This window comes from Pseudomonas sp. YA1, assembly GCF_058680555.1.
Genome location: NZ_JBZWBG010000005.1, coordinates 13,493 through 38,687, shown reverse-complemented (window position 1 = coordinate 38,687; position 25,195 = coordinate 13,493). Strand labels below are relative to the sequence as shown.

Below are 25,195 nucleotides of genomic sequence, written 5' to 3'. Positions count from 1 at the left end.
GCGAAACAGCGCTCGTTCCGGCTTCGTCGACGAGCCGCCGGTTTTTCCTCCCGGCCTGCTATCATCGTCGCACTTTGCCCGTCACGCAGGCCGCGCGGCCTGTCCGTTTCTTGTTGCAGCGAGAGATACCATGAGCGTAGAGAAGACCAACCAGTCCTGGGGCGGCCGCTTCAGCGAGCCCGTCGACGCCTTCGTCGCCCGTTTCACCGCCTCCGTCGACTTCGACAAGCGTCTCTACCGCCACGACATCATGGGTTCCATCGCCCACGCCACGATGCTGGCCAAGGTCGGCGTGCTGAGCGACGCCGAGCGCGATGCGATCGTCGACGGCCTGCAACAGATCCAGGCGGAAATCGAAGCCGGCAGCTTCGACTGGCGCGTCGACCTGGAAGACGTGCACATGAACATCGAGGCGCGCCTGACCGACCGCATCGGCGTCACCGGCAAGAAGCTCCATACCGGTCGCTCGCGCAACGACCAGGTGGCCACCGACATCCGCCTCTGGCTACGCGACGAGATCGACACCATCCTCGCCGAGATCACCCGCCTGCAGGAGGGCCTGCTGGGGCTGGCCGAAGCGGAAGCCGACACCATCATGCCCGGTTTCACCCACCTGCAGACCGCCCAGCCGGTGACCTTCGGCCACCACCTGCTGGCCTGGTTCGAGATGCTCAGCCGCGACTACGAGCGCCTGGTCGACTGCCGCAAGCGGGTCAACCGCATGCCGCTCGGCTCGGCGGCCCTGGCCGGCACCACCTACCCGATCCAGCGCGAGATCACCTGCCAGTTGCTGGGCTTCGACGCGGTTGGCGGTAACTCCCTGGACGGCGTCTCCGACCGCGACTTCGCCATCGAATTCTGCGCCACCGCCAGCCTGGCGATGATGCACCTGTCGCGCTTCTCGGAAGAGCTGGTGCTGTGGACCAGCGCGCAGTTCCAGTTCATCGACCTGCCCGACCGCTTCTGCACCGGCTCCTCGATCATGCCGCAGAAGAAGAACCCCGACGTGCCGGAGCTGGTACGCGGCAAGTCCGGCCGGGTATTCGGCGCCCTCACCGGCTTGCTGACCCTGATGAAGGGCCAGCCGCTGGCCTACAACAAGGACAACCAGGAAGACAAGGAACCGCTGTTCGACGCCGCCGACACCCTGCGCGACAGCCTGCGCGCCTTCGCCGACATGGTCCCGGCGATCCGGCCCCGGCGCGAGATCATGCGCGAGGCGGCACGCCGCGGTTTCTCCACCGCCACCGACCTGGCCGACTACCTGGTGCGCAAGGGCCTGCCGTTCCGCGACTGCCACGAGATCGTCGGCCACGCAGTGAAGTACGGCGTGGACAGCGGCAAGGACCTCGCCGAGATGAGCCTCGACGAACTGCGCCGCTTCAGCGAGCAGATCGACGCCGACGTCTTCGACGTGCTGACCCTGGAAGGCTCGGTCAACGCCCGCGACCATATCGGCGGCACCGCGCCGAACCAGGTCCGTGCCGCCGTCGCCCGCGGCCGGCAGTTGCTCGCCCAGCGCTGAGGCTCGCGACAATCCGAGCTCGCACCCAGCAGGGTCGGGCGACACGCGGAGCGCAGCCTTAGCGCTCCGTATCCCCCACCTCCGCAGCCGACGACGCTCCGCCAGCTATGCTTCCGGAAACGACGGGCGCTCAGCGCACGCCAGTCGCCGAAGCCTCTCGCCGTACCTCGGTAAATATCTCGATGATCGAGCGTTGCGGATCACGCTGTCGCAAGGCCCTCACCCGTTGACTCTGACGTTGCAGCTCCTCGCTGGGCCTGACCCACTGTTCGGATGGCAGGGGCTGTGACCAGGCACGCATGGCCTCGGGCAACTCCTGGCGTTGCATGCGCTTGACCCGGCGGATTTCCCATTCGACTAGATGGAATGGCAGCGTCCATAAATCCATTGCGTGGTAGAGATACCAACCGACCATATACCAACGCCCTACTTCACCCTCCCGGTAGCGACGATGAGCACGCGCGCGGGCATTGCGGAAGGTGTGCAGCCCCTCGTGAGGCGGGTCGTCCGGGCCTTGCAGGTCGAGTGGGTCCTGGATTTCCTTGAGGCTGTGCACCTCATGCTCCATATAGGCTCGGATGGCCTCCCAGTTGGCGATGGCCAGAGGCAGGCCGGCACAAGGGAACTCCAGGGAGAAGTCCTCGCCGCTGGCGGCATGATGGAAGCCCACACCCATGCCGTATTGGCGCTGGATGCCGTACTGGGTGGCACCCTGGGCCTGGATCACCCAGGCCGATAGGGACTCCCAGGGGACGAAGATGGGGGCGGAGTGGCTTTCTGGGACGAAGCAAACTTCGCGGCGCTGGCGATTGAAGCGAGTAGGGATGATCTTTTTATACTTTATATGATTGGACCACCACGCACTTAACAAGATAAGAAAGCCAAACAGCGCACACCCCGAGCCATATGTTATTCCTATATCAAACAACCCTACAGCCAACTGTTTAGCCGTGCTTATATCACCACCTAACAAAGGCGTGCCGACCATCATTAGGGTTGGAATTAAAAAAACAGATATTATCCAGAGAGTAAATGGGCCACCTAATCTGACCTGCCAGGCAAATGCATTGGGCAGCCCTGTCCCGAAGTCAAGATAAGTATCATTCATTTCCCCCACGGCATGAGAATAGTCCTGTGCGGGCTGGACTGTAGGTAGAGGTAAAGGCGCGAGATAACTGACCAGCCCGCTGGAAAAGGGAACCACATCACCTGCTCGGTGGCTCTCCATCAGTCGCAACGGCGGCACATCCATGGGCTTATCGTTCTGGAGCATCGGCAAAATCCGGCAGCAAACGGGGGTCAATTAGCATCCAGGATGCTTCCTGCCCCTGGATACGTTGTGGCGAAGCAGGATAGTCTCCTTCGCTGTGTGGCGACAGGCGAACCATGTGCCGATCGGCATGATATTGACCCTGCGGGTTCAGTCGTTCGATCTGTACAGCCAGTAATAGATCCTCCGTGACCGAGCCCCCGGTCACACCCTCCAGCGGCGCTAGCCGCGGCACCAGCAACACCAACGGTTCGGCGGACACGACCTGTAGACTGTCGCCGACAACTTCGGTGACGGGGAACCAACGCACCATGGGCGAACCTCTTTCGTATTTCACGCTACGAATGCGGTAGGCCGCCAGGCTCAAGCGTACTTCAGGGCGCCCGGCCAAGGTCTGCTGCAGTGCTCCCAGACTGATACCAGGCAAGGCTAGGCTGATCTCCGCAGTGGCAGGTGAGGAGAGCAGGTCTCGCCACCAACTGCCATGACTCGCGTGCTTGACCTCACCTCTTGGCGTCTGGACGATCCCCAGAAGTCGTTGCTGATAGATTTCCAGGGACTGGTTCAGGCGCCCTCCGATGTCGCGGCTCCAGGGTGTGCTGAGCAACCAATCGTCATGGGGCGTGGTATTACTGCGGTTATACCAATAGGTTCCTACCAGTTCGAGGGCGGTGAAAATGGCGCCGGCGATATTGAATCGAGCAAATATGCTCGAAAGTCGCGTGCCAGCCAATGCCCAGGCTGTACGCTCGGCAGCAGGTGTTGCAGCCCTGAGCACACCTTTTAAAGCATACCCCGTATGCCATACCCCGTAGGCGCTGCTGGCCAGCATTCCGCTGGAGCCAACCATAGCTAAAGCGGCACCTTGCTGGGCTTGAGCATTTCCGCTGCGTATAGCACCAAGCCACTCGCCATAGTGGGTTTGAGTAGCAACAGCTGCTGCAAAAAAACCTGCCGCATATCCCACAAACCCTAGGCGTAAGTGCAGTTTTCCCATTTGTACATGAGCAACTTCCACAGCGTGGTTCTGCAGCCCCTGTGCCAACTGAGCACTTCTGGCCTGAAGAGCTGTATCGGCAATGGCCTGAGCTGCCGCTACGCCCGCAGATATTGTGGTGAAAATAGAACCAGCCAGCGGCATTAGCTCACGCTTATCCGGCGAAGTCGCGATAACCCCCCGCCATACCTGCACCATATTGACAAACTGCGCCACAAACACAGCCAGACCAATTCCATCCCCCACCTTATTGAACGCGGCTGCACTGCTATAGCCATTGCGCAGGTTACGGATACCACTGGCAACTTCCTGTACCTGTGCAGACGGCAGGATCAAGGTGATTCCGGCGCGGCCTGGTGTCGCACCGGCGAGACGGATGCTGTTGTCCGGAAGCTCGGCGATCGGGCTGAGGGCGGCGGCCAGGCGCGGCTCCAGGGCGTTGAGCTGGAGGCGGACACGCTGGATGTCGGCGAGCAAGGCGCGGGCGTCCATCGACTTGTGTCCGGCCTGGCTCTTCACCTGCTTGCGCTGGCGGACCAGCCGGCGCAGCTCCGCGCGCTGTTCGAGCACTTCCTTCAGGTCGGCCTGGAGGATGGCCTTTTCCGCTTCGCTGGCAATGGTGAAGGTCACCCCTTCGCGGACCGCGGCGTCGAGCAGGCGACCAGGAAGGGCCTTGGGCAGCTTGCGGAACAGCGCGTCGAGATCCGGCGCCTGCTGCTGGCCTACGCTCTTGAAGAAGCCCTCCATGGTCCGGCTGATGCCCAGGGTCAACGCCGGGTTGAGCGTGGCCTGGGCGCTGTCGGCAAGCGCTCGGGTGGCCTCCGGCAAGCCGTCGAGAGCGGGCAGCTTGCCCAGCTCCAGCGAGTCGCGCTGCTGCGCCCACTCTTTCAGCTTGGAGAGCCAGAGATGGCCGGGCGGCCCGAGCTGCGCGTATTGCGCGATCAGTTCGGCCTGGGTGTTCAATGGCAGAGTCTGGAACAACGGGCGATCGTATTGCGGGTTTTCCTCCAGGAAGGCGAGCACGGCCTCGCTGGCCTCGTCGCTGCGGCAGATATCCTTCAGGCAGGCGTACTGGGTGGCGAAGGCCAGTCCCAATTGCTCGGCCTGCTGGAAATCGTAGTACCAGGCGGCGCGATGGAATCGCTGCTCGGTAAGCATCTGCGTGCGGTCTGCGCTGATCTGCTCGAGCAGGGCGTTCCAGCGCGCCAGGTTGGGCCTGTTGGCGGCGAGGAAGGCATCCATGGCAGGACGGTCGATCAGGTCGTCGATGCCACGCTGGCCGAATTTGGCGCCATGCAGCGCGTCGTCGACCTTTTCGCCGTGGCTCTTCTTCAGGCGGATCAGGGCGTCCAGGTTGCGTTCGACGAAGGCCGGATCGGCAACCGCCATTTTCCGCTTGGTGAAGTGTCGCTCCACAGGTCTGTGCAGCGGCTCCGGCATGGCGGGGTCCATCGGCTTCGGCAACGGCTCGCCGTTGAGGTAGTCCAGCAAGGCCTGGCGCGATCGCTCCCGCTCGGGAGGTGGCAGCCGGTCGAGATCGTCGAACAGCGGCTGGGCACCCTCGTCGGCCAGCTTGGGCAGTTCCGCGGCGCGGATCTGGGTCAACGACTCGATGTAGCAGGCGATCACGTAGTCGCGCTCGTTGGCCCCGGCCTGGGCGCCGCCCTGCAGCCATTCCTCGAGCCAGCCGACCACTTCGTCCTGGTAGGCGGCTAGGTCGCGCATCACGCCGATGTCGTCGCGCAGCGCCAGGAACAGGGCATCATGCTCGTACTGCGGGAGTACCTGCGCAGTCAACTCGCCGAGCTGGGTATCGCGGAACAGCGGCGGATCCTCCCAGACGTAGTCGCGTCGTTCGTCCGGATGGGCGGCGGGTGGACTGGCCGGGCGCTGCTGGTGGGGCGGGAAGCGCTGCTGGCCCTGCCCGTCGCGATGCACCTTGTTCTGCACCACTTCGGCGAGCCAGGTTTCCGCCTGCCGTCGGGTCAGCAGATGCGGCCCCCCCTGCTGCGGGTCGGCGCGGCGCAGATCGACGGCCTGCATGAAGTGCTCGCGGTCCTTCGGACTGGCGAGCACCTGCATGCACTTGCGCGCGGTCCATTGCAGTTCCGAATAGGCCACGTACAGGATGCTGGTACGGGGAAAGACCAGTTGGGGCTCGCCGACCGCGCGGCTGCGTATGTCGGCGCGAACCTCGGCGTCCTGCCACAGCAGCTTGTCGATAGCGCCCTTGTCGATGCGGTATTCGTGCAGCTTTCCGGTTCCGCCGTCGATCACGTAGAGATAGCCATTGCGCACCAGCCGCAGACCCAGCGGCCGGCTTTTCAGGGCGAAAGGCATCGCCAGCTCGGCGCTCGGATCGACGCCTTCGGTCAAACCGTAGCGCAGCGGCAACAGCTGCACCTTGGCGTTCATCAACGGACAGGTGCCGCTCGGCGAACGACTATCGCTGGACGAGGCTTCGTTTGCCGCCAGGTTGGCGCTGTCTCGCCGGGGTGTGGCCTGCGCAGTCATGAATGCATCCTTTCTGTCTCGGCGGCGCGACGCTCCGCCAGCTCGGCCGCAGCGGCCACCCGCTGCGCCGGGGATTGGCTGGAGGGACCATCGAGCAGCACGGCGATGTCCGCATGCGCGTCCAGCGCATCCTCGCCCAGGTAGCCGAAGATATTGGCGTAGAGCAGGATGTCCCGCGCCGAGCACATCCCGCGACGGTAGGCCTGCTCGGCCAGCATACGCAGGTGCTGGAAGCGCTCTCGGCCGCACAGGGCCGGGCGATAGCCGGGGAAATACAGATTCATGTGGCGATCCATGTCCATGAGGGTCTGGCGGAAGCTGACTTCGCCAAGTGCATCGAATTCGGCCTCGCTCAGACGGTAGGGCTGCGTGCGGTCGCGAGCGATCGCCGAACCGCTTCGCCGGTGTTGCCACCAGCGGATTTCCAGGGCATCTGGAGCACATGCCTGCTCGATCGGACCGAACAGTTCCATGCGTTCATGTTCCAGCAGGCTATGCATCACTGCCGGGTCGGCCAGGCGCAGCAGCACCGGCTCGCCATGGGGAGGTTGGACGCACAGAAGGTCCCGCAGGTGCTGCGACAGGATCGGCAAGCTGACGCGGGCGAAGAGCAGGTAGCCCCATTCCTGTGCGGCGTTGTCGAGGAACGCCTGCAGGATAGGGTCCTGGCGGCCGTCGAGGGCGACCAGGCAGGGCGACAGGTCCAGCAGTTCCTGCCAGCGGCTGTCGCGGTACAGCGGCTCGAAGGTCGGAGTATCGCTCCATTGGTAGAGCTTGCGCGGCAGTTCCGTGACGCTGACGCCATCGAGCAGCAGGTAGGCATTCAGCGTCCAGGGCAGGTCGGCGGGCAAGGCGGGCAGCATCGGTTCAGTGCGCATCGGTTTTCGCCCTGGCCGCTTCGCAGATGGCGCAGATCGGTTTCTTCTGCAGCAATGCCTGGCGCTGCGCGCGGATCAGCAGGGCGCCGGCCTTGTCGCTATCGGCCTGCCGCAGCGGCCCCGGCAACAGCGGCGCCGCGCCGCTGCCGCTGCCCGGGCTGCCGCCGGAGTTGACCCGGACGTTGGCCCCGGAGAGGGTCACGCCGCTGGCGTCGAGCTTGAGGAAGCTGCCGCCGCCCTTCAGGGTCAGTTCGGCGCCGGCCTCCAGCACCACCTTCAGGCCGCTGCTCAGGTGGATCTCCTGGCCGGCCTCGACGAACTGGCCGCTGGCGATCTTCAGGTGCTGGTCGTTGGCTACGGTGAGGTGGTCGTTGGCGCGGATCTCCACCTTGCGCTCGGCGTGGGTGGTGCGGTGTTCCTCGGCCTTGAACTCGCTGTAGCTGTTCGCCTCCACGGTGTCGTGGCGTTGGTGACCGACGCGGATCTTCTGGTCGTGCTCGATGTTTTCGTCCCAGTCGCGCTGGGCATGGACGAAGATCTGCTCCTGGCCCTTGCGGTCCTCGATGCGCAGCTCGTTGTAGCCACCGCCGCCAGGACTGCTGAGGCTCTTGAAGACGCTGCGGGTCTTGTGCGCCGGCAGTTCGTAGGGCACTGGATGTTCCCTGTGGAACAGGCAGCCGGTGACCAGCGGCTGGTCGGGATCGCCTTCGAGGAAGGTCACCAGCACCTCCATGCCGACCCGCGGGATGGCGATGGCGCCGTAGTTCTTTCCCGCCCAGCCGGAGGCAACGCGTAACCAGCAACTGCTGCTGTCGTCGGCCTGGCCCTCGCGATCCCAGTGGAATTGCACCTTCACCCGACCGTAGCGGTCGCAGTGGACTTCCTCGCCCTTCGGACCGGTCACCACCGCGCTCTGCGTGCCGAGGATGCGCGGCTTCGGCGGCGTCGGTGGGGGACGGAAGAACGCCTCCCAGGGCGTGGCCTGGAAGCGGTTGCGGTAACCCTGCCGGAAGTCGTCCGGGCTCGCCGAGGCGTCGGAGACGATGCTTTCTTCCAGCACCTGCGGCTGCCGCCCCTCGTGAATCACCTCGGTGAGCAGCCAGAGGTCGTTCCAGCCCGCCTGGGGATGGGCGGCCAGCGGCAGGAAGTGGCCGCTGAGCAGCAACGGCTGGTCGCTGCGGCCCTCGGCCAGACGGTAGTCGCTGCGCTGCCGTTCGAGGGCACGCCTGGCCAGGTGCTTGCCGCGCTCGCGGTCGACGAAGCGACCGGGATAGTCGTAGTCCTCGAGGTCCGGCCGGGCTTCGCCGCGGGCGGCGCTTTCCAGCGTCAGGCGCGGTTTCTCGAAGTCGTAGTCGCGGCGGGTGACGCGGCTGGTGCGGGTTTCCAGGCGTACGCCGAAGCGCTTGACCGCCGGCCGGTCGGCGACCAGGCCGGAGTCCTGCTGGTAGGCCACCGGCGCGAGCCGCGGGAACACCGTCTGGTCGTCGCCGAATACCAGCAGGTGCGCCGTGGCGCTGTGCTGGAAATGAAAGTGGATGCCCTCCTCGCAGCACAGGCGCTGGACGAACTGCAGGTCGCTCTCGTCGTACTGCACGCAGTATTCGCGCTCGGGGTAGCGGGTGCCGAGCTGGAAGCGGTATGCGTTGGCGAGGATGCCGTGTTCCTCCAGCACCCGGCCGACGATCTGCGGCACCGTGAGGTGCTGGAAGATGCGCTGGTTGGTGCGTTGGGCGAGGTAGGCCAGTTGCGGGACGAGGGTGATGCGGTAGCGGGTCAGGCGCTTGCCCGAGTCGCCCTGTCCGGCGCTGCGCACCAGGCCGTGGATACCGTTGCCGGCGGGCCCGAGGGTAAGGAAGGCGGGTTTGTGCAGCAGGCTTTCGAGGTCCGGCACGGGGCGTTCGCCGACCAGCTCCAGGTCGAAGGCGAACGGCTGGCTGATGGCTTCGCTGCCGCTGAAGGAGAGCACCTGCAGGTCGAGGGCGAGGCCGTCGATGGCGAGGCTGAAGTGGGTCTGGTTGGCTGCTGCGAACATCCGTTGTCCCTCACTGGCGCAGGCGACCGATTCGATTGTCCTGCCTGGCGCGGGCGAGACAAGGGCGCGCAGGCTCGATCGGAAGCTGCCTACAACAAAGCGGCATCGACCCGGCGCGAGCTTTCCTGGCCACGGCGCTATGGGTCATCGAGGGCACGACGGCCAGCGAGGCTGGCCGCGTGCGGCGGTCGCGGCTCAGCCGGCGACCGGGGAGCGCCAGTCGTCGGAGCCGGAGGTGCCGGAGACTTCGTGGGTCCAGGTGATCTTGCGGTAGGTGAAGTGCACGTCTTCCAGGTGGGTGAAGTGGGCGTTGCCCGGGTCCTGGCAGTTGTGCATGTAGTCCTTGATGTCGACGATGATCGCGTCTTCCAGGACGGTGGTGTAGTAGTGCTCCTGGGTGCCGGCGGCGGAGGTGCGGTACCACTGGATCTCGACCTTGGTCAGGCGCTCGCCGGAGGTCAGGGCGGCCAGCAGCAGCGGCGAGGCCTTGTCGAAGACCTTGGTGATGACCACCGGCTTGTGCACGCGCTGGCCGGTCGGCTGGCCGGACTGCGGATCGCGCGGGATGATCACTTCGTGGTTGAAGCCCTGGACCATCACTTGGTCCTCGTGGCCTTCCTGGTAGGTGTTGCCGACCGAATCCTCGGTGAAGGCGCCGGCGGTGATCAGGCCCTGCTTGGTGCCGGTGATGGACATATAGGCGGGTGTTGCCATGGATGCATTCCTTGTCAGTGGTAGCCGGGACGACATGTCCTGGTGCGGCAGCTACCCAACAAGCTTCGTGCCAATAAAATATTTACCTTTTAAATCAAACTGTTGAAGATTTTTCCGGCCCGCACGAACGTTTTTCCCCGGGTTTATCCCGAAAAAGTGAGCAAGTTGTTGCACAGTGCTATGCAAGAACTTGCTCACTTCATCGAAGACCCCGCCAGACCTTGACCCCGTCGTTGTATCCACAGCTTTTCCCGGAGTTATCCAGCAAAAAGTTGCACACCTGCCGAGTGCCTCAGAGCCAGTTCTTGAACTTGAACCAGAGGTACGGAAGGATCGCCGATACCACCATCATCCCCAGCGCCATCGGATAGCCGATGGACCAGTCCAGCTCGGGCATGTCCTTGAAGTTCATGCCGTAGACCGTGCCCACCAGGGTCGGCGGCAGGAACAGTACGGCAGCGATGGAGAACACCTTGATGATGCTGTTCTGCTCGATGTTGATCAGGCCAAGGGTCGCGTCGAGGAGGAAGTTGATCTCGGTGGACATCTTCGCCAGGTACTCGTCCAGCGAGCGCACGTCGCGCTCCACGGTCTTCGCCAGCACCTTGGCCGGCTCGGAAAGCCAGCCGTTGCAACCCTGGCGGAAATAGCTGTTCATCCGATTGATGCTGAGCAGGCTGTCGTTGAGCTTGGACAGCAGCGAGCTGCTGCGCCCGAGGTGCTTGATGATCTGCTGCAGGTCGGTCTTCGGCTTGCGGGTCTGGGCGGTGGACTCGGCGAAGATCTCCCGCGACATGCTGCTCAGTTGCCCCTGTACGGCCTCCAACACGTCGGCGATGCGGTCCACCAGGCTGTCCATCATCAGGGCGAACAACTGGGTGCTGCTGCGGTTGGCGTCGAGCTGGCGGATGCAACGGTTCTCGAACTCGCGGAACGAACGCAGGTCGGCGTAGCGCACGGTAATCAGCCATTTCTCGCTGAGGACGAAGGTCACTTCCTCTGTGCTCGGCCGGTGCTCGGTGATCCCGCCGACCACCGAAGTGGTCATGTAGAGGACGTTGCCGTCCTCGTAGAAGCGCGACGAATCCTCGATCTCGGCCATCTCCTCGCGGGTCGGGATGTTCACCTGCAGGTGGGATTCGAGCAGGCGCTCCTCTTCGGGGGTCGGGTGATGCAGGTCGATCCACAGGGTGCCCGGCGGCAACCCCCGCTGGGCATCGTCGTGCTGGCGTCGCTCCAGGCGGTCGCCGGAAAGGATGTAATAGGTGATCATGTCGGGTATCGCTACCTTCGCGGCCATCCGTTGGCCAAGCAGGGTGGACAACTTCCCGCCGCTGCACAAGCGGTACTTTGCGCCAGAACGAGGAACGCCCGATGAGCGAACAGGACGACAACCAGGAAGACGGCTTCGCCGAGGAAAAACTGATCCAGGCCATCGAGAACCAGATCGAAAGCGAGAATCCGCCGGCGGCGCGCGCCGTGTTCAACAAGCTGACCCTGGTCGGCTACGAGCGCGACGAGGCACTGGGCATGATGGCCTACGTGCTGGCCCACGAGATCAACGCCATGCTCGCCGCCGACCGCGCTTTTGACAGCGCCGGCTACGAGCATGCGCTGCGTGCCCTGCCGACGTTGCCGGACGACGAATGAGCGGAGCCGGGCCGACTGGTGCCGGCGAATGCCCCTCGTATCCATACGGTTTTGTTTCGCCAAACGCCTGCCGCTCTGGTAGAAAGGTGGCGCCCACTCTCCGTGCCACCTGCTTTCGCGGAGCGATACCGGATGCGATCCTGGTTCCACTTCCTGCCCATCTGCCTGCTGCTGGCCCTTTCCGGCCCGGCGGCGGCCGTCCCGACAGAACCCCTGGTGCTCGGCGCCGAAGACGACTGGTATCCCTATACCGCCTACAAGGACGGCCGCATCCAGGGCATGAGCGCGGACATCGTGCGGGCCGCCTTCAGGGCTGCGGACACGCCGGTCCAACTCAATCCCTACCCCTACTCCCGCTGCATGAAGCTGGCCCTGAAAGGCTTGATCGCCGGCTGCTTCAACACCTCGCCGAACCCGCACATCCTCGCCGACTACCGTCTGCCCCGGCATCCGTTGTTCCGCGCGGAGATCCAGCTCTGGGCGCGACGCGACGAAGCGCGGCCGGTGAATGCGGAGCAGGCGCTGAGCGGACGGAAAGTCGCGGTGACCCTCGGCTATGAATACGGCGACGGCTTCGATCGCCGCCACGACCTGGTGCGCATCCCGGTGCGCAAGGACTACTACGGTTTCCTCATGCTCCAGCGCGGCCGCGTCGACTACGCCCTGGCCTACCGCAATACGGCTCGCCAGTTGTTCAGCGAACATCCCGAACTGGAAGGCCAGTTCCAGCCGGTGGCCACGGTCCACCGCCCGGAGCTGTACCTGTCGTTCTCGCGCCGCCACCCGCAGGCCGAGCATCTGCTCGAACGCTTCGACCTCGGCATGCAGCGCATCCTCGCCAGCGGCGAGTACCAGAAGATCCTCGACGGCTGGAGCCAGGCCGCCGACGCTACGCCCTAGTCCAACTACACTCACCAGTGCTCAACACCGCAAGGAGCCGACATGGCCTTCACTCCCGAGCTGATCGACGAACTGGAACTGCTGGCGCTCTTCAACCTGAACAACACCCAGGAAGGACTCAAGGTCCATCACACCGCCGACGGCAAGGCCGTCGCCGCCGCCCGACGCCTGCACGACAAGGGGCTGATCGACCAGCCCGACGGCGGCTACCTGACCAGTCTCGGGCTGGACGCCGCGGAGCAGGCACAGGGCCTGCTGACCATCCTCAAGGGTTGACGGAAGCGGCCATCGCGACCTGCTCCCGACAGGCCGCGACGGTTGCCCCGGTTCGCGGTGCGGCGCTCAAGCCGCCGCGCTTCCGGGCGATACAATGGCATGACCGGAGCCAGGCACGGCGCCTGGCCTTGCCTGTGCCCGGACGCCCATGAACCGACACCCCGCACTCAGCCTTGATCTCGACGATGGCATCGACCGCAAGGTCCTCGGCCAGTTGCGCCAACGCTTCCTGGCGGTCAACGCCGGTCGCCTGCAACGCGCCCGACAGGCGTTGTCCAGCCGCCAGGAGCGGGTCCTGCGCCTGCTACCGCTGCTGTTCCACATCAACCATCCGCTGCTGCCGGGCTACCTGTCGGCCAGCACGCCGGCGGGCCTGAGCGGTTTCGAGGCGGACGACGAAGTACTCGCCGAAGCCCAGCGCCTGGCCCGTTCGTTTGTCTACAAGCCACGCAGGCAGGAGCCCGCACAACAGCCGATCCACGGCCTGTTCCTGATGGGCAGCCTGGGGAGCCTGGCCCAGGAGGAACAGAGCGATCTCGACCTCTGGGTCTGCCATGCCCCAGAACTGGAGCCCGGCGCGCGCCAGGAGCTGCGCCGCAAGTGCGCGTTGATCGAGGACTGGGCGCGCAGCCAGGGCAGCGAGGTGCACTGTTTCCTGATCGACGTCGCCCGCTTCGGCCAGGACGAACACGAAGACCGGAAGGAGCCCGGCGGCGACGGCAATACCCAGCACTTCCTGCTGCTCGACGAGTTCTACCGCAGCGCGATCTGGCTCGGCGGACGCACCCCTCTGTGGTGGCTGGTGCCGCCGGCCCATGAACGGCGCTACGACGAATACTGTCGGACCCTGCTCGGCAAACGCTTCATCCGCGCCGAAGAGGTGCTCGACCTCGGCCACCTGGCGCACATCCCCGCCCGGGAGTTCATCGGCGCCGGCCTCTGGCAGTTGTCCAAGGCCATCGATTCGCCCTACAAGTCGCTGCTCAAGCTGCTGCTCACCGAGGCCTACGCCAGCGAGCACCCGCGGGTCCGCTGCGTCGCCCTGCGCTTCAAGGAGCAGGTATTCGCCGGCCAGCTCGATCTCGACGAACTGGACCCCTACGTCCTGGTCTATCGCCATCTCGAACGCTACCTGCGGGAACAGCAGGCGCCGGAACGCCTGGAACTCGTGCGGCGCTGCCTGTACCTCAAGGTCGGGCGCAAGCTCGGCGGTCGCCAGCGCCAGGCGCAGAAGGGCTGGCAGCACCTGTCGATGGAGCGGCTCGTCGCGGAATGGCAATGGGAGCCTCGCCGCTTGGCCCTGCTCGACAGCCGCAGCCAGTGGAAGATGCGCCAGGTGATGGAAGAGCGTCGCACGGTGGTCAACGAACTGACCTACAGCTACCGCCTGCTGTTCCAGATCGCCCGCCAGCAAGGCGCTGACAGCGGCATCGACAGCCGCGACCTGGGCCTGCTCGGCCGCCGCCTGTATGCCGCCTTCGAGCGCAAGGCAGGCAAGGTGGAGAACATCAACCCGGGGATCGCCCCGGATCTCGGCGAAGACGTCCTGACCCTGGTCCAGTTGCCCGCCGACGACGACCGCGAGCAGGCGCAGTGGGCGATCTTCCCCGGTGCCCTGGGCGCTCACCAGTGGCCTGACTACGCGCCGCTGAAACGCAGCCTCAGGCTGGTCGAGCTGCTCGCCTGGTGCCATCGCAACGGCGTCATCGACAGCGCCACCCGGCTGTCCCTGCATCCCGGCCAGAGCGACCTCGGCGATGCCGAACTGGACAATCTCCTGGGCAGCCTGCGGCAGTTCCTGCCGGTCCCCCTGGCGACCGTGGACGACGCCGACCTGCTGCAACCGCGTCGGCTCAAGAGCGTCCTGCTGCTGGTCAACGTCGGTGTCGACCCGCTGCGCCACCACAGCCAGATGAACCTGCACATGGCTACCGGGCGTACCGACGTGCTCGGTTATGCCGGGGTGCGCGACAACCTGGTGCTGACCCTCGACCAGCTCAGCCTCAACAGCTGGAACGAACTGACGGTGCGCCATTACGCAGGCCCCCAGGCGCTGCCCGAGTGCCTTGCCGAGTTCCTCGACGCCGTCCGCGAAAAGCCCGGAAGCCTGCCGCAGCCGCCCGAACTGATGGTGCGCTGCTTCTGTCGCAACCGGGCCGCCGCCATCGCCGTGCGGGTCGAAGAGCTGTTCCGCGAAACCTACGGGCAACTGCTTGGCGGCCAGCCGAGCCGCTACCTGCTGCAGATCCGCCAGCAGTACCACCTGCTGGAAATGTCGCCGGAAGCGGTCAGCCACGAGAGCCTGCCCGACCTGCCGAGCCTGCTCCAGCACCTGGGCCGCGAGCGCGATGGCTACAGCGCCCTGAAGCTGGATCGCCACGCCCTGGAAGGCGAGGACCTCGGGCTGATCCTGTCCATGGGGCGGCCGGACTGCATCCAGGTGTTCTACCGGCGCGACTTCGACAGCGCCGAGATCAGCCTGCTCGACGAACGCAACGCGCTCTGGCGCCAGCGCCAGGCGTTGCGTGACGAACGCAGCCTGCTCGCACCGCTGCAGCGCTTCCTGCAATCGCTGCTGTACCGGCGCAACGCCCTGTCGCTGGCGGAACAGGTGCCGGCCTCGCTGGATATCCGCTACTACGAGTTGCTCTCCAACGACGGCAGATTGCACGTCGAGCCTCGCGAAGCGCCGGAGGCCCTGGCCGGACCCACGTTGTACGAGCTACAGGCGCTACTCGAGCGCGGCGAACGCAAGCGCGTGCAGGTCACCCTGTACTGCGACCACCAGGAGTTTTCCGAACTGGAGTACGGCGCCGGCCTGTTCAAGGCGGTCGCCCGGCATATCCTGGCGCATCGCGCGGAAAGCGAACCCTACCCCTGCTACCTGACCGACCTCGACCTGTCGCGGCTGTTCGCCGACGAACAGCCGCAAACGCTGCACTATCTGCGTTATAAAAGCGTCCTGGAAACGGCGCTGAACCAGGCGCTGCTGGAACAATGACCCAGCGCCGCACCGCGCGGGGCTCGACAAGGACGTACGGATGGCACTCCTCGGTATTACCCTGCTCGCTGGCGCCGCATTCGTGGGCGGCTATCTCTACCGCCGCGGCCTGGATCGCCGGCGCTACCGCTTCATCCAGCAATTCCGCCTGCCGCCGCGGGTCGCCCAGGCGGTCCGCGAGCGCTATCCGCAGCTCAGCGAGGAACAGGTCCAACGGGTGCTCGACGGCCTGCGCGAATACTTGCTGCTATGCCGCGCCGCCGGCAAGCGGATGGTCGCGATGCCGTCCCAGGTGGTGGATGTCGCCTGGCACGAGTTGATCCTGCATACCCGGCTCTACCAGCACGTCTGCCGCAAGGGACTCGGGCGCTTCCTCCACCATACGCCGGCCCAGGCGATGCGCAGCCCCCGACAGGCCCAGGAAGGCATTCGGCGCGCCTGGAAGCTGGCTTGTCGCCGCGAAGGCATCGACCCCCAGAACCCCACGCGCCTACCGCTGCTGTTCGCTCTCGACACGGAACTGGCGATCGCCGACGGCTTCCGCTACACCCTGAACTGCGCGCAGCGGCAAGACGGCGGCGCAGCGGTGTATTGCGCCAGCCATATCGGTTGCAGCAGCGGCTGCGCCAGCGATAGCGGCAGTACCTTCGGTTCGGACGGACAGGATTCGCGCCACGGCTGCGGCGGCGATAGCGGTGGGGACGGCGGCAGCGGTTGCGGGGGCGGTGGGGGCGACTGAGGGTCGCGAAGCCCGTCGCCGGGAGGCGACGGGCGAAAACCGATCAGCGCGCGTAGTCGCCGGCGGCTTCCGGCTGGTATTCGATTTCCAGCAGGGTCAGCTTCAGCGTCTTGCCGCTCGGCGCCGGCCAGTCGATGGTCTGGCCGATGGTCAGGCCCAGCAGCGCGGTGCCCACCGGCGCGAGGATCGAGACCTTGCCTTCGCCGGCGACGTCTTCGGGATAGACCAGGGTCAGGGTGTACTCCTTGCCGCTGCTTTCCTCGCGGCAACGCACGGTGGAGTTCATGGTCACGACGCCCGGCGGAATCTCGTCATGCCCCACCACCTGGGCGCGCGACAGTTCGGCCTCCAGCGCCTCGGCGGCGGGTCCGAATTCGTCCAGGCCATCCAGCAGGCGCTCCAGGCGCTGCAGGTCCAGACGAGTGATGGTGATCGGCGGCGTGCTCATGATCGCAGGCGTGCTCCTTGGTCCGGTTCGGTTGATCGATGAAAAGCAGGAATCGCAAAAAAGCAAAAACCCCGCCCGAAGGCGGGGTTTTTCCGGACACTAACACAGTCGCAGGAATTAGCAACATCCCCCCTATCAGGAGAGACGGCCCGCCAGCGACTGGCGTCGAGCGGCCTGTGACCTGATCTGCAAGCGGCGGGAATCGTCGGCCTTGCCCCACTCGCGGATTTCCGCCAGGGAACGTCCGCAGCCGACGCAAACGTCCGCATCGTCGAGGCAGCACAGGCGCCGACAGGGCGAGGCCACCGCCGGCGGCGAAGCCTCAGAGACCGGGGAACTCGACATCCTCGCCCCCCTGCTCCAGGGTCGCCCGGTTGAGCAGCGCGCCCAGCGGTTCCTGGCTGCCATCGTGGCGCCAGAGACCGCTGGCCTCGTCGTAATCGAAGTGGAAGCCGCCCGACTTCGCCGCCACCCACAGCTGGCGCAACGGCGCCTGGCGGCTGAGGATCAGCTGCGAGCCGTTCTCGAAGCGTACGGTGAGCACGCCGCCGGCGTTCTCCAGGTCGAGGTCCAGGTCGCTGTCATCGAAGGCGTCTTCCACCTGCTGCTGGAGCGCATCGACCAGGTCGTGGAAACGCGCTTCATTCATCGTACTCATGCATTGCCTCGGCATTCGCTAACGGGAAAAAAGGCGGGCGACTACCTTCGTCTTGCCCTATTCCGACAATTCTACGCTGGTATTGCCGTAGTCCGCGCTGTTTTGCCGCGACGCTCGCGGAAAACGCCGGCGCCCCCTCTGCCTCAGGCCATTCCCCTGCAAGCCCCGGCACACCTGATCCGGCTCGCATAGGCAAGGCGCCGGGGGGTCGGTATACTCCGGAACAATTCACGTTTTCTACAAGGATTCCGTCATGAAGCGGCTGTTCCTGTCCTTCGTCGCGCTCGCCCTCCTCGCCGGCTCCATCGCCGCCTGCGGCCAGAAAGGCCCGCTGTACCTGCCGGACGACGAAAAAGCCAAGAAAGAACACAGCAAAGACCGCTACGGTTTCTGAGAGAGCGCCCATGGACACATTCAGTTACCGCGACGGTGAGCTGTTCGCGGAAGGGGTGGCGCTTTCCCGCATCGCCGAGCGTTTCGGCACGCCCACCTACGTCTACTCCCGCGCGCACATCGAGGCCCAGTACCGCGCCTATGCCGACGCCCTCGCCGGCATGCCGCACCTGGTCTGCTTCGCGGTCAAGGCCAACTCCAACCTCGGGGTGCTGAATGTGCTGGCGCGCCTCGGCGCCGGTTTCGACATCGTTTCCCGCGGTGAGCTGGAGCGTGTCCTGGCCGCCGGCGGCGATCCGGCCAAGGTGGTGTTCTCCGGCGTCGGCAAGACCCGCGACGACATGCGCCGCGCCCTGGAAGTCGGCGTGCACTGCTTCAACGTCGAGTCCGGCGAAGAGCTGGAGCGCCTGCAACGGGTAGCCGCGGAACTCGGCGTGAAAGCGCCGGTATCGCTGCGGGTCAACCCGGACGTGGACGCCCAGACCCACCCCTATATCTCCACCGGCCTGAAAGAGAACAAGTTCGGCATCGCCATCGACGAGGCCGAGGCGGTCTACGCCCGCGCCGCCGAGCTTGACCACCTGGAGGTGATCGGCGTCGACTGCCACATCGGCTCGCAGTTGACCCAGCTGGAGCCCTTCCTCGACGCCCTCGAGCGCCTGCTCGGGCTGGTCGACCGCCTGGCCGGCAAAGGCATCGGCATTCGCCACCTGGACCTCGGTGGAGGCCTCGGGGTGCGCTACCGCGACGAACAGCCGCCGCTGGCCGGCGACTACATCCGCGCCATCCGCGAGCGCCTGCATGGCCGCGACCTGACCCTGGTGTTCGAGCCGGGCCGGTCCATCGTCGCCAACGCCGGCGTGCTGCTGACCCGTGTCGAGTACCTCAAGCACACCGAGCACAAGGATTTCGCCATCGTCGACGCGGCGATGAACGACCTGATCCGCCCGGCTCTCTACCAGGCCTGGATGGACGTGCAGGCGGTACGCCCGCGCGATGCCGTGCCGCACCGCTACGACCTGGTCGGGCCGATCTGCGAGACCGGCGACTTCCTCGCCAAGGATCGCGACCTGGCGCTCGCCGAAGGCGACCTCCTGGCGGTGCGCTCGGCCGGCGCCTACGGCTTCGTCATGAGCTCGAACTACAACACCCGCGGCCGCGCCGCCGAGGTGCTGGTGGATGGCGAGCAGACCCACGAGGTCCGTCGCCGCGAGACCGTCCAAGAGCTCTACGCCGGCGAAAGCCTGCTGCCGCAGTGAGGCCCAGACCATGCTTTTGCGCTTCACCAAGATGCATGGCCTGGGCAACGACTTCATGGTCCTCGACCTGGTCAGCCAGCACGCCCATGTGCAGCCCAAGCACGTCAAGCTCTGGGGCGACCGCAACACCGGAGTCGGCTTCGACCAGTTGCTGATCGTCGAAGCCCCGAGCAGCCCCGACGTCGACTTCCGCTACCGGATCTTCAACGCCGACGGCTCCGAGGTCGAGCAGTGCGGCAACGGCGCCCGCTGCTTCGCCCGCTTCGTTCAGGACAAGCGCCTGACGGTGAAGAAGAGCATCCGCGTAGAAACCAAGGGCGGCATCATCGAGCTGAATATCCGCCCGGACGGCCAGGTCACGGTGGACATGGGTCCGCCGCGCCTGGCCCCGGCCGAGATACCGTTCCAGGCCGAGCGCGAAGCCTTGTCCTATGAGATAGAGGTGAATGGCCAGCGCGTCGAACTGGCCGCGGTATCCATGGGCAATCCCCATGGCGTGCTGCGCGTCGAGAACGTCGACAGCGCACCGGTACACAGCCTCGGTCCGCAACTGGAAGTCCATCCGCGCTTCCCGAAGAAGGCCAACATCGGCTTCCTCCAGGTGCTCGATCCGCACCATGCGCGCCTGCGCGTCTGGGAGCGCGGCGTCGGCGAGACCCAGGCCTGCGGCACCGGCGCCTGCGCCGCGGCGGTTGCCGGGATTCGCCAGGGCTGGCTGCAATCGCCGGTGCAGATCGACCTCCCCGGCGGCCGCCTGCACATCGAGTGGGCAGGTCCCGGCCAGCCCGTTATGATGACCGGGCCTGCCGTCCGCGTGTATGAAGGCCAGGTCCGCCTGTAAGGGCCGTCGCCCGCGAGAACCGAGACGCTTATGACCGAGAAAAGCCAGGAACCGACAGCAGCGCTGGACGCCGAGCAGGTGGCCGCCTATCTGAGCCAGCACCCGGAGTTCTTCGTCGAGCACGACGAGCTGATCCCCGAGCTACGCATCCCGCACCAGCCCGGCGACGCCGTGTCGCTGGTGGAGCGCCAGGTACGCCTGCTGCGCGAGCGCAACATCGAGATGCGCCACCGGCTCTCGCAACTGATGGACGTGGCCCGCGAGAACGACCGCCTGTTCGACAAGACCCGCCGCCTGGTCCTCGACCTGCTCGACGCCACCAGCCTGGAAGACGTGGTCAGTACCGTCGAGGACAGCCTGCGCCACGAGTTCCAGGTGCCCTACGTGAGCCTGATCCTGTTCAGCGACAGTAGCGTCTCGGTGGGCCGCTCGGTGAGCAGCGCGGAGGCGCACCAGGCCATCGGCGGCCTGCTCTCCGGCGGCAAGACCGTCTGCGGCGTGCTGCGCCCGCACGAACTGGCGTTCCTCTTCGGCGAGAGCGACCGCGACGAGATCGGCTCCGCAGCGGTGGTCTCCCTGAGTTTCCAGGGCCTGCACGGCGTGCTCGCCATCGGCAGTCCCGATCCGCAGCATTACAAGAGTTCCCTCGGCACCCTGTTCCTCGGCTACGTCGCCGAGGTCCTGGCCCGCGTGCTGCCGCGCTTCTCCTCGCCGCTGCGCTCGGTCCGCTGAGCGCGGCGGGCGGTCCCAGATGCGCGCCGACCTGGATGCCTTCCTCGAACATCTGCGCAGCGAGCGCCAGGTCTCCGCGCACACCCTCGACGGCTACCGGCGCGACCTGCTGAAGATCCTCGCCCTCGCCGAAAAGGCCGGGCTCTCCGACTGGAACGCCCTCGACACCCGCAGCCTGCGCACCTTCGTCGCCCGCCTGCACCAGCAGGGCCAATCCAGCCGCAGCCTGGCACGGCTGCTCTCGGCGACGCGCGGCCTCTACCAGTACCTGCTACGCGAAGGGCGCTGCCGGCACGACCCTGCCAACGGCCTGAGCGCGCCGAAGAGTCCGCGCAAGCTGCCCAGGACCCTCGACGCCGACCGCGCCCTGCAATTGCTCGACGGTGCCGTGGAGGATGACTTCATCGCCCGCCGCGACCAGGCCCTGCTGGAGCTGTTCTATTCCTCCGGGCTGCGCCTCTCGGAACTGGTCGGCCTCGATCTCGAATGGCTGGACCTCAAGGAAGGCCTGGTGCGAGTGCGCGGCAAGGGCAACAAGGTCCGCGAGCTGCCGGTCGGCAAGGCCGCGCGCCAGGCGCTCGAAGCCTGGCTGCCGCTGCGCGCCCAGGCCGCTCCGGAAGACGGAGCGGTGTTCATCGGCCGCGGCGGCAAGCGCCTGACGCCACGGGCGATCCAACTGCGAGTGCGCCAGGCCGGCGTCCGCGAGCTGGGCCAGCACCTGCACCCGCACATGCTGCGGCACTCCTTCGCCAGCCATCTGCTGGAGTCGTCCGGCGACCTGCGCGCCGTGCAGGAACTGCTCGGCCACGCCGACATCGCCACGACCCAGATCTATACCCACCTGGACTTCCAGCACCTGGCCTCGGTCTACGACCGCGCCCATCCCCGCGCCAAGCGCAAGGGCAACGCCGATGGAGGCAACGACCCATGAGCAGCCTGCGACTGATCACCTTCGACCTCGACGACACCCTGTGGGACGTCGCCCCGGTGATGAACAACGCCGAGGCCCTGCTCCGCGAATGGCTGGCGAGCAACGCGGCGCGCCTGGGTCCGGTGCCCATCGAGCACCTGTGGGCGATCCGCACCCGCCTGCTGGATCGCGAGCCGATGCTGCGCCACCGTCTCAGCGAGCTGCGCCGGCGCATCCTGTTCCATGCCCTGCTCGACGCCGGTTATCCACAGGCGGAGGCGGAAAGCCTGGCCGAGGCCGGTTTCCAGGTATTCCTCGAAGCGCGCCACCGGGTCACTCTGTTTCCCGAGGTCCACCCGACCCTGGAGATCCTCGCCGACCGCTTCACCCTCGGCGTGCTCACCAACGGCAACGCCGACGTGCGCCGCCTGGGCCTGGCCGACTACTTCCGGTTCGCCCTCTGCGCCGAGGAACTGGGCGTCGGCAAGCCCGACCCGACGCCATTCCGCGAAGCCCTGAAGCGCGCCGGCGTCGAGGCCTCGGCAGCGGTACACATCGGCGACCACCCCAGCGACGACATCGCCGGAGCGCGCCGCGCCGGCATGCGTGCCATCTGGTTCAACCCAAACGGCAAGCCCTGGGCCGGGGAGGAAGAGCCGAGCGCGGAGATCCGCAGCCTCGCCGAGCTGCCGGCCCTGCTCGCCCGCCTGCAATGACGAACCGGGCCCCCGGTCGCGGGTAGCGCCCTAGGCACGCGAAGCGCTGGCCTTGAAGCGCCCTACCCCGCGCAAGATGGAAAGCGCCACCGCAACGGCAGCCAACGTCAGCGACACGCCGAAAAGCAGCAACGCCGTCGACGCACCGAAGCGATCCGCGATCAGTCCGGTGAAGATCACCGGCAGGCTGAAGCCGAGGTAGGCCAACAGGAAGTAGCCCGCGCTGGCCCGCGGCTTTTCCGCACCGGCCAGGACATTCACCGCCGACAGCCCGCCCAGGTAGGTGAAGCCGTAGCAGGAACTGCTCGCGCCCAGCGCGCCGAACAGCACCGCAGCCAGCGAGCCGTGGATCGCGCCCCAGGCCAGCAGGGCATAGCTCGGCGGCAGGATCACCAGCCCCAGGCAGGTCGCCGAGGCCGGCGCCATCCGCCGCGCCAGCGGCTGGAACAGCAGGCCGCAGCTGATCACGGTGAAGGTCGAGAAGCCCGACCAGCGCGCCAGCCCGTGGGCCGCCAGCAGCGAAGGCAGGACCGCGATGACCAGGCCCACAGTGGCCCATGCCAGCAGGATCGAGAAGCCGTACGGCAGGCTGCCGGCGGGAAAGAACGGCAGCCGCAGCATCGGCGTATCGCGCCCGCGCGGCGCCTCGTCTGGCAGGCCCGCCACCGCCGCCAGGGCCACGCAGGCCAGTCCCAGCTGGACCCAGAAGCTGCCGGGCACCAGGCTCTCCCGGAACAGCAGGAACAGACTGGTCAGTGCCGCGCCGAGGCCGAAGCCGAGCGAGGTGCTGGCGGTCACCCAGTTGGCCGAGGTGCGGGAATCCCCGCCCGCCATCAGTTCGCTCATGTAGGCCGTCCCGGTGGCCGATGCCAGGGCCGTGCCGACGCCGAGCAACAGGCGCGCCACGCCGAGCGCCTCCAGGCGCGGCCAGAGCGCCATCACCAGGGTGGCCACCATCGACAGCAGCAGCGCGACGACGATCGGCGGCTTGCGCCCGATCCGATCGGACAACCCGCCGAGTACCAGCAGCACCGGCAGTACGCCGAGCACATAGCCGGAGAAAGCGCTGGCGGTGGCCGCCGCGCCGTAGCCGGAAAGCTCCGCGTAGGCGGTGTACAGCGGCGCCTGGAGGTTCACCGCCAAGGTGATCAGGCACAGGCCGAAGGCCAGGCATGCGGCGTGGCGACGGGTATTGCTCATGCGTTTCTCCGTACAAGGGCCTGCCGCGGCAGAGCGGTGGGCATTGGCTAGCCCGCGAGAAGAGGCGTCGACTATCCGGCGCGGCGGCGCTACGGAACAAGTAACAGCTGTTCGGATTTGTGCTTAACTGTTCGCCTGAAAAGACCGAACAGTGAGTCAGGCATGCACCTCCGGATCGACCGCAATGCCAGCGAGCCGCTGGTGCAGCAGATCGTCGCAGGGGTCAGCGGCTGGATCCGCGGCAATCGCGTCCGCGCCGGCACGCGGATTCCGTCGATACGCCAGTTGGCCAGGGAAAACCAGCTCAGCCAGTCCAGCGTGATCGAGGCCTACGACCGCCTGGTCGCCCTGGGGATGCTGGAATCGCGGCACGGCTCGGGGTTCTTCGTCGCCGAGGCACCCGCCGCCGCTACCGAACTCGACAGCGAGTGGCACGAAGGCGCGGAAAACGCATGGGGCCAGTTCAGCGGCAGCTCGACGAAACTCAAGCTCGGCTGCGGCTGGATTCCGGACAGTTGGCGGGAAGTCGAGGAACTCAGCTACGCGATCCGCCAGGTCGCCCGCAGCGAACTCGCCGGGCTGTTCGACTACAGCACTCCGCTGGGCCTGCCGGCGCTGCGCCAGCACATCCAGAAACGTCTGCGGCTGATCGATATCCATGTCGACCCGGAGCAGATCCTCACCACCACCGGCGCCAGCCATGCCCTCGACCTGTTGGTACGCACGCTGCTCAAGCCGGGCGACGTGGTGGTGGTGGAGAACCCCGGCTACTACAACCTGTTCAACCTGCTGAAATTCCACGGGGTGAAGATGCTCGGCGTGCCGCGCACCCGCCACGGCCCGGACACCGCCGCGCTGGAGGCGATCCTCCTCGCGCACAAGCCGAAGTTCCTCTTCACCAACAGCATGTACCACAACCCCACCGGCACCAGCCTCAGCCCCTCGGTGGCCCACCGCGTGCTGCAACTGGCCGAGCAGCATGATTTCCACATCGTCGAGGATGACATCTATGCCGACTTCCAGAACGGCCCCAGCACCCGCCTGGCAACCCTCGATTCGCTGCGCCGGGTGATCTACCTGGCGAGCTTTTCGAAGACCCTCAGTTGCTCGCTGCGGGTCGGCTACCTGATCGCCGGCCCCGAGCTGATCCGGCGCCTGGCGGATGTGAAGATGTACACCAGCATCGGCAGCCAGCGCTTCGCCGAATGCGTGGTCTCGACCATGCTCGCCAACGGCAGTTACCGCAAGCTGGTGCAACGCCTGCGCCAGCGCCTGACCCGGCAGATGGCGGCGACCCTGCGGGTGCTTGGGGACAACGGCTGGGAGGTGTTCGCCGAACCGGTCGGCGGGATGTTCGTCTGGGCCCGTATCGGCGACTACCCGTTCGCCGAATTGCAGGCCGTGGCGACACGCCTGGACGTGCTGCTGTCGCCGGGCAGCGGCTTCAGCCCGGAAGGCGAGGAGAGCGACTGGCTGCGTATCAACATCGCCTATGCCAGCGACCCGCGGGCCCTGGCGTTCTTCGAGGCGTTCGGGTGAGGC

At 66.2% G+C, this 25,195-nt stretch carries 23 protein-coding genes; 13 read left to right on the top strand and 10 right to left on the bottom strand.

The window, feature by feature from the left end; all coding sequences use genetic code 11:
* Positions 1-130 precede the first annotated feature (130 nt).
* Complete coding sequence (argH, locus tag AC4OR5_RS08190) at positions 131-1,525, top strand: argininosuccinate lyase (RefSeq protein WP_034025728.1); 1,395 nt, start codon at positions 131-133, stop codon at positions 1,523-1,525.
* 130 nt (positions 1,526-1,655) lie between these two features.
* Here the strand turns inward: argH and AC4OR5_RS08185 are convergent, their stop codons facing one another.
* The 6 genes from AC4OR5_RS08185 to AC4OR5_RS08160 form a co-directional block, all read right to left on the bottom strand.
* Positions 1,656-2,729: a hypothetical protein gene (locus AC4OR5_RS08185; RefSeq protein WP_029528779.1), complete on the bottom strand. Its 1,074-nt coding sequence runs from the start codon at positions 2,727-2,729 to the stop codon at positions 1,656-1,658.
* Positions 2,730-2,781: 52 nt separating this feature from the next.
* Positions 2,782-6,306 (bottom strand): toxin VasX, encoded by a 3,525-nt coding sequence (locus tag AC4OR5_RS08180; RefSeq protein ID WP_058161016.1) that lies wholly within the window; start codon positions 6,304-6,306, stop codon positions 2,782-2,784.
* On the bottom strand, positions 6,303-7,184 hold the full coding sequence (locus AC4OR5_RS08175; protein WP_058161015.1) for a DUF4123 domain-containing protein: 882 nt from the start codon (positions 7,182-7,184) through the stop codon (positions 6,303-6,305). Before AC4OR5_RS08175 ends, AC4OR5_RS08180 begins: the two co-directional genes overlap by 4 nt.
* The gene (locus AC4OR5_RS08170; protein ID WP_122379275.1) at positions 7,174-9,216 is read right to left on the bottom strand and encodes a type VI secretion system Vgr family protein; all 2,043 of its coding nucleotides are present in this window, start codon (positions 9,214-9,216) and stop codon (positions 7,174-7,176) included. Before AC4OR5_RS08170 ends, AC4OR5_RS08175 begins: the two co-directional genes overlap by 11 nt.
* Positions 9,217-9,411: 195 nt before the next feature.
* Positions 9,412-9,930, bottom strand: coding sequence for an Hcp family type VI secretion system effector (locus AC4OR5_RS08165; protein ID WP_003083317.1), 519 nt, complete (start codon positions 9,928-9,930; stop codon positions 9,412-9,414).
* A 292-nt stretch (positions 9,931-10,222) separates the two neighbouring features.
* On the bottom strand, positions 10,223-11,203 hold the full coding sequence (locus AC4OR5_RS08160; protein WP_003096411.1) for a magnesium transporter CorA family protein: 981 nt from the start codon (positions 11,201-11,203) through the stop codon (positions 10,223-10,225).
* Between the two features lie 101 nt (positions 11,204-11,304).
* Here AC4OR5_RS08160 and AC4OR5_RS08155 point away from each other — a divergent pair, with 101 nt between their 5' ends.
* From AC4OR5_RS08155 to AC4OR5_RS08135, 5 genes are all read left to right on the top strand, one after another.
* The gene (locus tag AC4OR5_RS08155) at positions 11,305-11,580 is read left to right on the top strand and encodes a hypothetical protein (protein WP_003114340.1); all 276 of its coding nucleotides are present in this window, start codon (positions 11,305-11,307) and stop codon (positions 11,578-11,580) included.
* A gap of 132 nt (positions 11,581-11,712) precedes the next feature.
* Positions 11,713-12,480 (top strand): substrate-binding periplasmic protein, encoded by a 768-nt coding sequence (locus AC4OR5_RS08150; RefSeq protein ID WP_003096415.1) that lies wholly within the window; start codon positions 11,713-11,715, stop codon positions 12,478-12,480.
* A gap of 42 nt (positions 12,481-12,522) precedes the next feature.
* Complete coding sequence (locus AC4OR5_RS08145) at positions 12,523-12,756, top strand: TIGR02647 family protein (protein WP_003096418.1); 234 nt, start codon at positions 12,523-12,525, stop codon at positions 12,754-12,756.
* Positions 12,757-12,904: 148 nt separating this feature from the next.
* Complete coding sequence (locus AC4OR5_RS08140; RefSeq protein WP_058161205.1) at positions 12,905-15,757, top strand: class I adenylate cyclase; 2,853 nt, start codon at positions 12,905-12,907, stop codon at positions 15,755-15,757.
* 40 nt (positions 15,758-15,797) lie between these two features.
* Positions 15,798-16,496, top strand: a complete 699-nt coding sequence (locus AC4OR5_RS08135; protein WP_034016324.1) for a glycine-rich domain-containing protein — start codon at positions 15,798-15,800, stop codon at positions 16,494-16,496.
* Between the two features lie 43 nt (positions 16,497-16,539).
* On the opposite strand, the gene rnk is transcribed toward AC4OR5_RS08135, so the two are convergent.
* The 3 genes from rnk to cyaY form a co-directional block, all read right to left on the bottom strand.
* Positions 16,540-16,944: a nucleoside diphosphate kinase regulator gene (rnk, locus tag AC4OR5_RS08130; protein ID WP_003096424.1), complete on the bottom strand. Its 405-nt coding sequence runs from the start codon at positions 16,942-16,944 to the stop codon at positions 16,540-16,542.
* Between the two features lie 135 nt (positions 16,945-17,079).
* Complete coding sequence (locus AC4OR5_RS08125) at positions 17,080-17,289, bottom strand: DUF1289 domain-containing protein (protein ID WP_071536229.1); 210 nt, start codon at positions 17,287-17,289, stop codon at positions 17,080-17,082.
* Complete coding sequence (cyaY, locus tag AC4OR5_RS08120) at positions 17,267-17,602, bottom strand: iron donor protein CyaY (protein ID WP_003121284.1); 336 nt, start codon at positions 17,600-17,602, stop codon at positions 17,267-17,269. Before cyaY ends, AC4OR5_RS08125 begins: the two co-directional genes overlap by 23 nt.
* Before the next feature lie 253 nt (positions 17,603-17,855).
* Between cyaY and lptM the strand changes: the two genes are divergently transcribed.
* Genes lptM through AC4OR5_RS08090 form a run of 6 tightly spaced genes read left to right on the top strand, consistent with a single transcriptional unit; the run spans position 17,856 to position 22,453 of the window.
* The gene (gene lptM / locus AC4OR5_RS08115) at positions 17,856-17,996 is read left to right on the top strand and encodes an LPS translocon maturation chaperone LptM (protein WP_003096430.1); all 141 of its coding nucleotides are present in this window, start codon (positions 17,856-17,858) and stop codon (positions 17,994-17,996) included.
* A 10-nt stretch (positions 17,997-18,006) separates the two neighbouring features.
* Positions 18,007-19,254: a diaminopimelate decarboxylase gene (lysA, locus tag AC4OR5_RS08110; RefSeq protein ID WP_058161206.1), complete on the top strand. Its 1,248-nt coding sequence runs from the start codon at positions 18,007-18,009 to the stop codon at positions 19,252-19,254.
* A gap of 10 nt (positions 19,255-19,264) precedes the next feature.
* Complete coding sequence (gene dapF / locus AC4OR5_RS08105) at positions 19,265-20,095, top strand: diaminopimelate epimerase (protein ID WP_003098223.1); 831 nt, start codon at positions 19,265-19,267, stop codon at positions 20,093-20,095.
* A 30-nt stretch (positions 20,096-20,125) separates the two neighbouring features.
* Positions 20,126-20,827 (top strand): DUF484 family protein, encoded by a 702-nt coding sequence (locus AC4OR5_RS08100; protein WP_003096433.1) that lies wholly within the window; start codon positions 20,126-20,128, stop codon positions 20,825-20,827.
* 19 nt (positions 20,828-20,846) lie between these two features.
* The gene (gene xerC, locus AC4OR5_RS08095; RefSeq protein ID WP_003096434.1) at positions 20,847-21,758 is read left to right on the top strand and encodes a tyrosine recombinase XerC; all 912 of its coding nucleotides are present in this window, start codon (positions 20,847-20,849) and stop codon (positions 21,756-21,758) included.
* Positions 21,755-22,453 (top strand): HAD family hydrolase, encoded by a 699-nt coding sequence (locus AC4OR5_RS08090; RefSeq protein ID WP_003123715.1) that lies wholly within the window; start codon positions 21,755-21,757, stop codon positions 22,451-22,453. Before xerC ends, AC4OR5_RS08090 begins: the two co-directional genes overlap by 4 nt.
* A 30-nt stretch (positions 22,454-22,483) precedes the next feature.
* Here the strand turns inward: AC4OR5_RS08090 and AC4OR5_RS08085 are convergent, their stop codons facing one another.
* On the bottom strand, positions 22,484-23,653 hold the full coding sequence (locus AC4OR5_RS08085; protein ID WP_023100054.1) for an MFS transporter: 1,170 nt from the start codon (positions 23,651-23,653) through the stop codon (positions 22,484-22,486).
* Between the two features lie 162 nt (positions 23,654-23,815).
* Between AC4OR5_RS08085 and AC4OR5_RS08080 the strand changes: the two genes are divergently transcribed.
* A complete protein-coding gene (locus tag AC4OR5_RS08080) occupies positions 23,816-25,192 on the top strand; it encodes an aminotransferase-like domain-containing protein (protein ID WP_023876172.1) in 1,377 nt (458 codons plus the stop codon).
* The last annotated feature ends 3 nt before the right edge of the window (positions 25,193-25,195 follow it).

Excerpts from the sequence above, each read along its gene's own strand:
- argH (WP_034025728.1), top strand. The coding sequence starts at position 131 with ATGAGCGTAGAGAAGACCAACCAGTCCTGGGGCGGCCGCTTCAGCGAG.
- AC4OR5_RS08180 (WP_058161016.1), bottom strand. The coding sequence starts at position 6,306 with ATGACTGCGCAGGCCACACCCCGGCGAGACAGCGCCAACCTGGCGGCA.
- AC4OR5_RS08175 (WP_058161015.1), bottom strand. The coding sequence starts at position 7,184 with ATGCGCACTGAACCGATGCTGCCCGCCTTGCCCGCCGACCTGCCCTGG.
- AC4OR5_RS08170 (WP_122379275.1), bottom strand. The coding sequence starts at position 9,216 with ATGTTCGCAGCAGCCAACCAGACCCACTTCAGCCTCGCCATCGACGGC.
- AC4OR5_RS08165 (WP_003083317.1), bottom strand. The coding sequence starts at position 9,930 with ATGGCAACACCCGCCTATATGTCCATCACCGGCACCAAGCAGGGCCTG.
- AC4OR5_RS08160 (WP_003096411.1), bottom strand. The coding sequence starts at position 11,203 with ATGATCACCTATTACATCCTTTCCGGCGACCGCCTGGAGCGACGCCAG.
- AC4OR5_RS08155 (WP_003114340.1), top strand. The coding sequence starts at position 11,305 with ATGAGCGAACAGGACGACAACCAGGAAGACGGCTTCGCCGAGGAAAAA.
- AC4OR5_RS08150 (WP_003096415.1), top strand. The coding sequence starts at position 11,713 with ATGCGATCCTGGTTCCACTTCCTGCCCATCTGCCTGCTGCTGGCCCTT.
- AC4OR5_RS08145 (WP_003096418.1), top strand. The coding sequence starts at position 12,523 with ATGGCCTTCACTCCCGAGCTGATCGACGAACTGGAACTGCTGGCGCTC.
- AC4OR5_RS08140 (WP_058161205.1), top strand. The coding sequence starts at position 12,905 with ATGAACCGACACCCCGCACTCAGCCTTGATCTCGACGATGGCATCGAC.
- AC4OR5_RS08135 (WP_034016324.1), top strand. The coding sequence starts at position 15,798 with ATGGCACTCCTCGGTATTACCCTGCTCGCTGGCGCCGCATTCGTGGGC.
- rnk (WP_003096424.1), bottom strand. The coding sequence starts at position 16,944 with ATGAGCACGCCGCCGATCACCATCACTCGTCTGGACCTGCAGCGCCTG.
- AC4OR5_RS08125 (WP_071536229.1), bottom strand. The coding sequence starts at position 17,289 with ATGTCGAGTTCCCCGGTCTCTGAGGCTTCGCCGCCGGCGGTGGCCTCG.
- cyaY (WP_003121284.1), bottom strand. The coding sequence starts at position 17,602 with ATGAGTACGATGAATGAAGCGCGTTTCCACGACCTGGTCGATGCGCTC.
- lptM (WP_003096430.1), top strand. The coding sequence starts at position 17,856 with ATGAAGCGGCTGTTCCTGTCCTTCGTCGCGCTCGCCCTCCTCGCCGGC.
- lysA (WP_058161206.1), top strand. The coding sequence starts at position 18,007 with ATGGACACATTCAGTTACCGCGACGGTGAGCTGTTCGCGGAAGGGGTG.
- dapF (WP_003098223.1), top strand. The coding sequence starts at position 19,265 with ATGCTTTTGCGCTTCACCAAGATGCATGGCCTGGGCAACGACTTCATG.
- AC4OR5_RS08100 (WP_003096433.1), top strand. The coding sequence starts at position 20,126 with ATGACCGAGAAAAGCCAGGAACCGACAGCAGCGCTGGACGCCGAGCAG.
- xerC (WP_003096434.1), top strand. The coding sequence starts at position 20,847 with ATGCGCGCCGACCTGGATGCCTTCCTCGAACATCTGCGCAGCGAGCGC.
- AC4OR5_RS08090 (WP_003123715.1), top strand. The coding sequence starts at position 21,755 with ATGAGCAGCCTGCGACTGATCACCTTCGACCTCGACGACACCCTGTGG.
- AC4OR5_RS08085 (WP_023100054.1), bottom strand. The coding sequence starts at position 23,653 with ATGAGCAATACCCGTCGCCACGCCGCATGCCTGGCCTTCGGCCTGTGC.
- AC4OR5_RS08080 (WP_023876172.1), top strand. The coding sequence starts at position 23,816 with ATGCACCTCCGGATCGACCGCAATGCCAGCGAGCCGCTGGTGCAGCAG.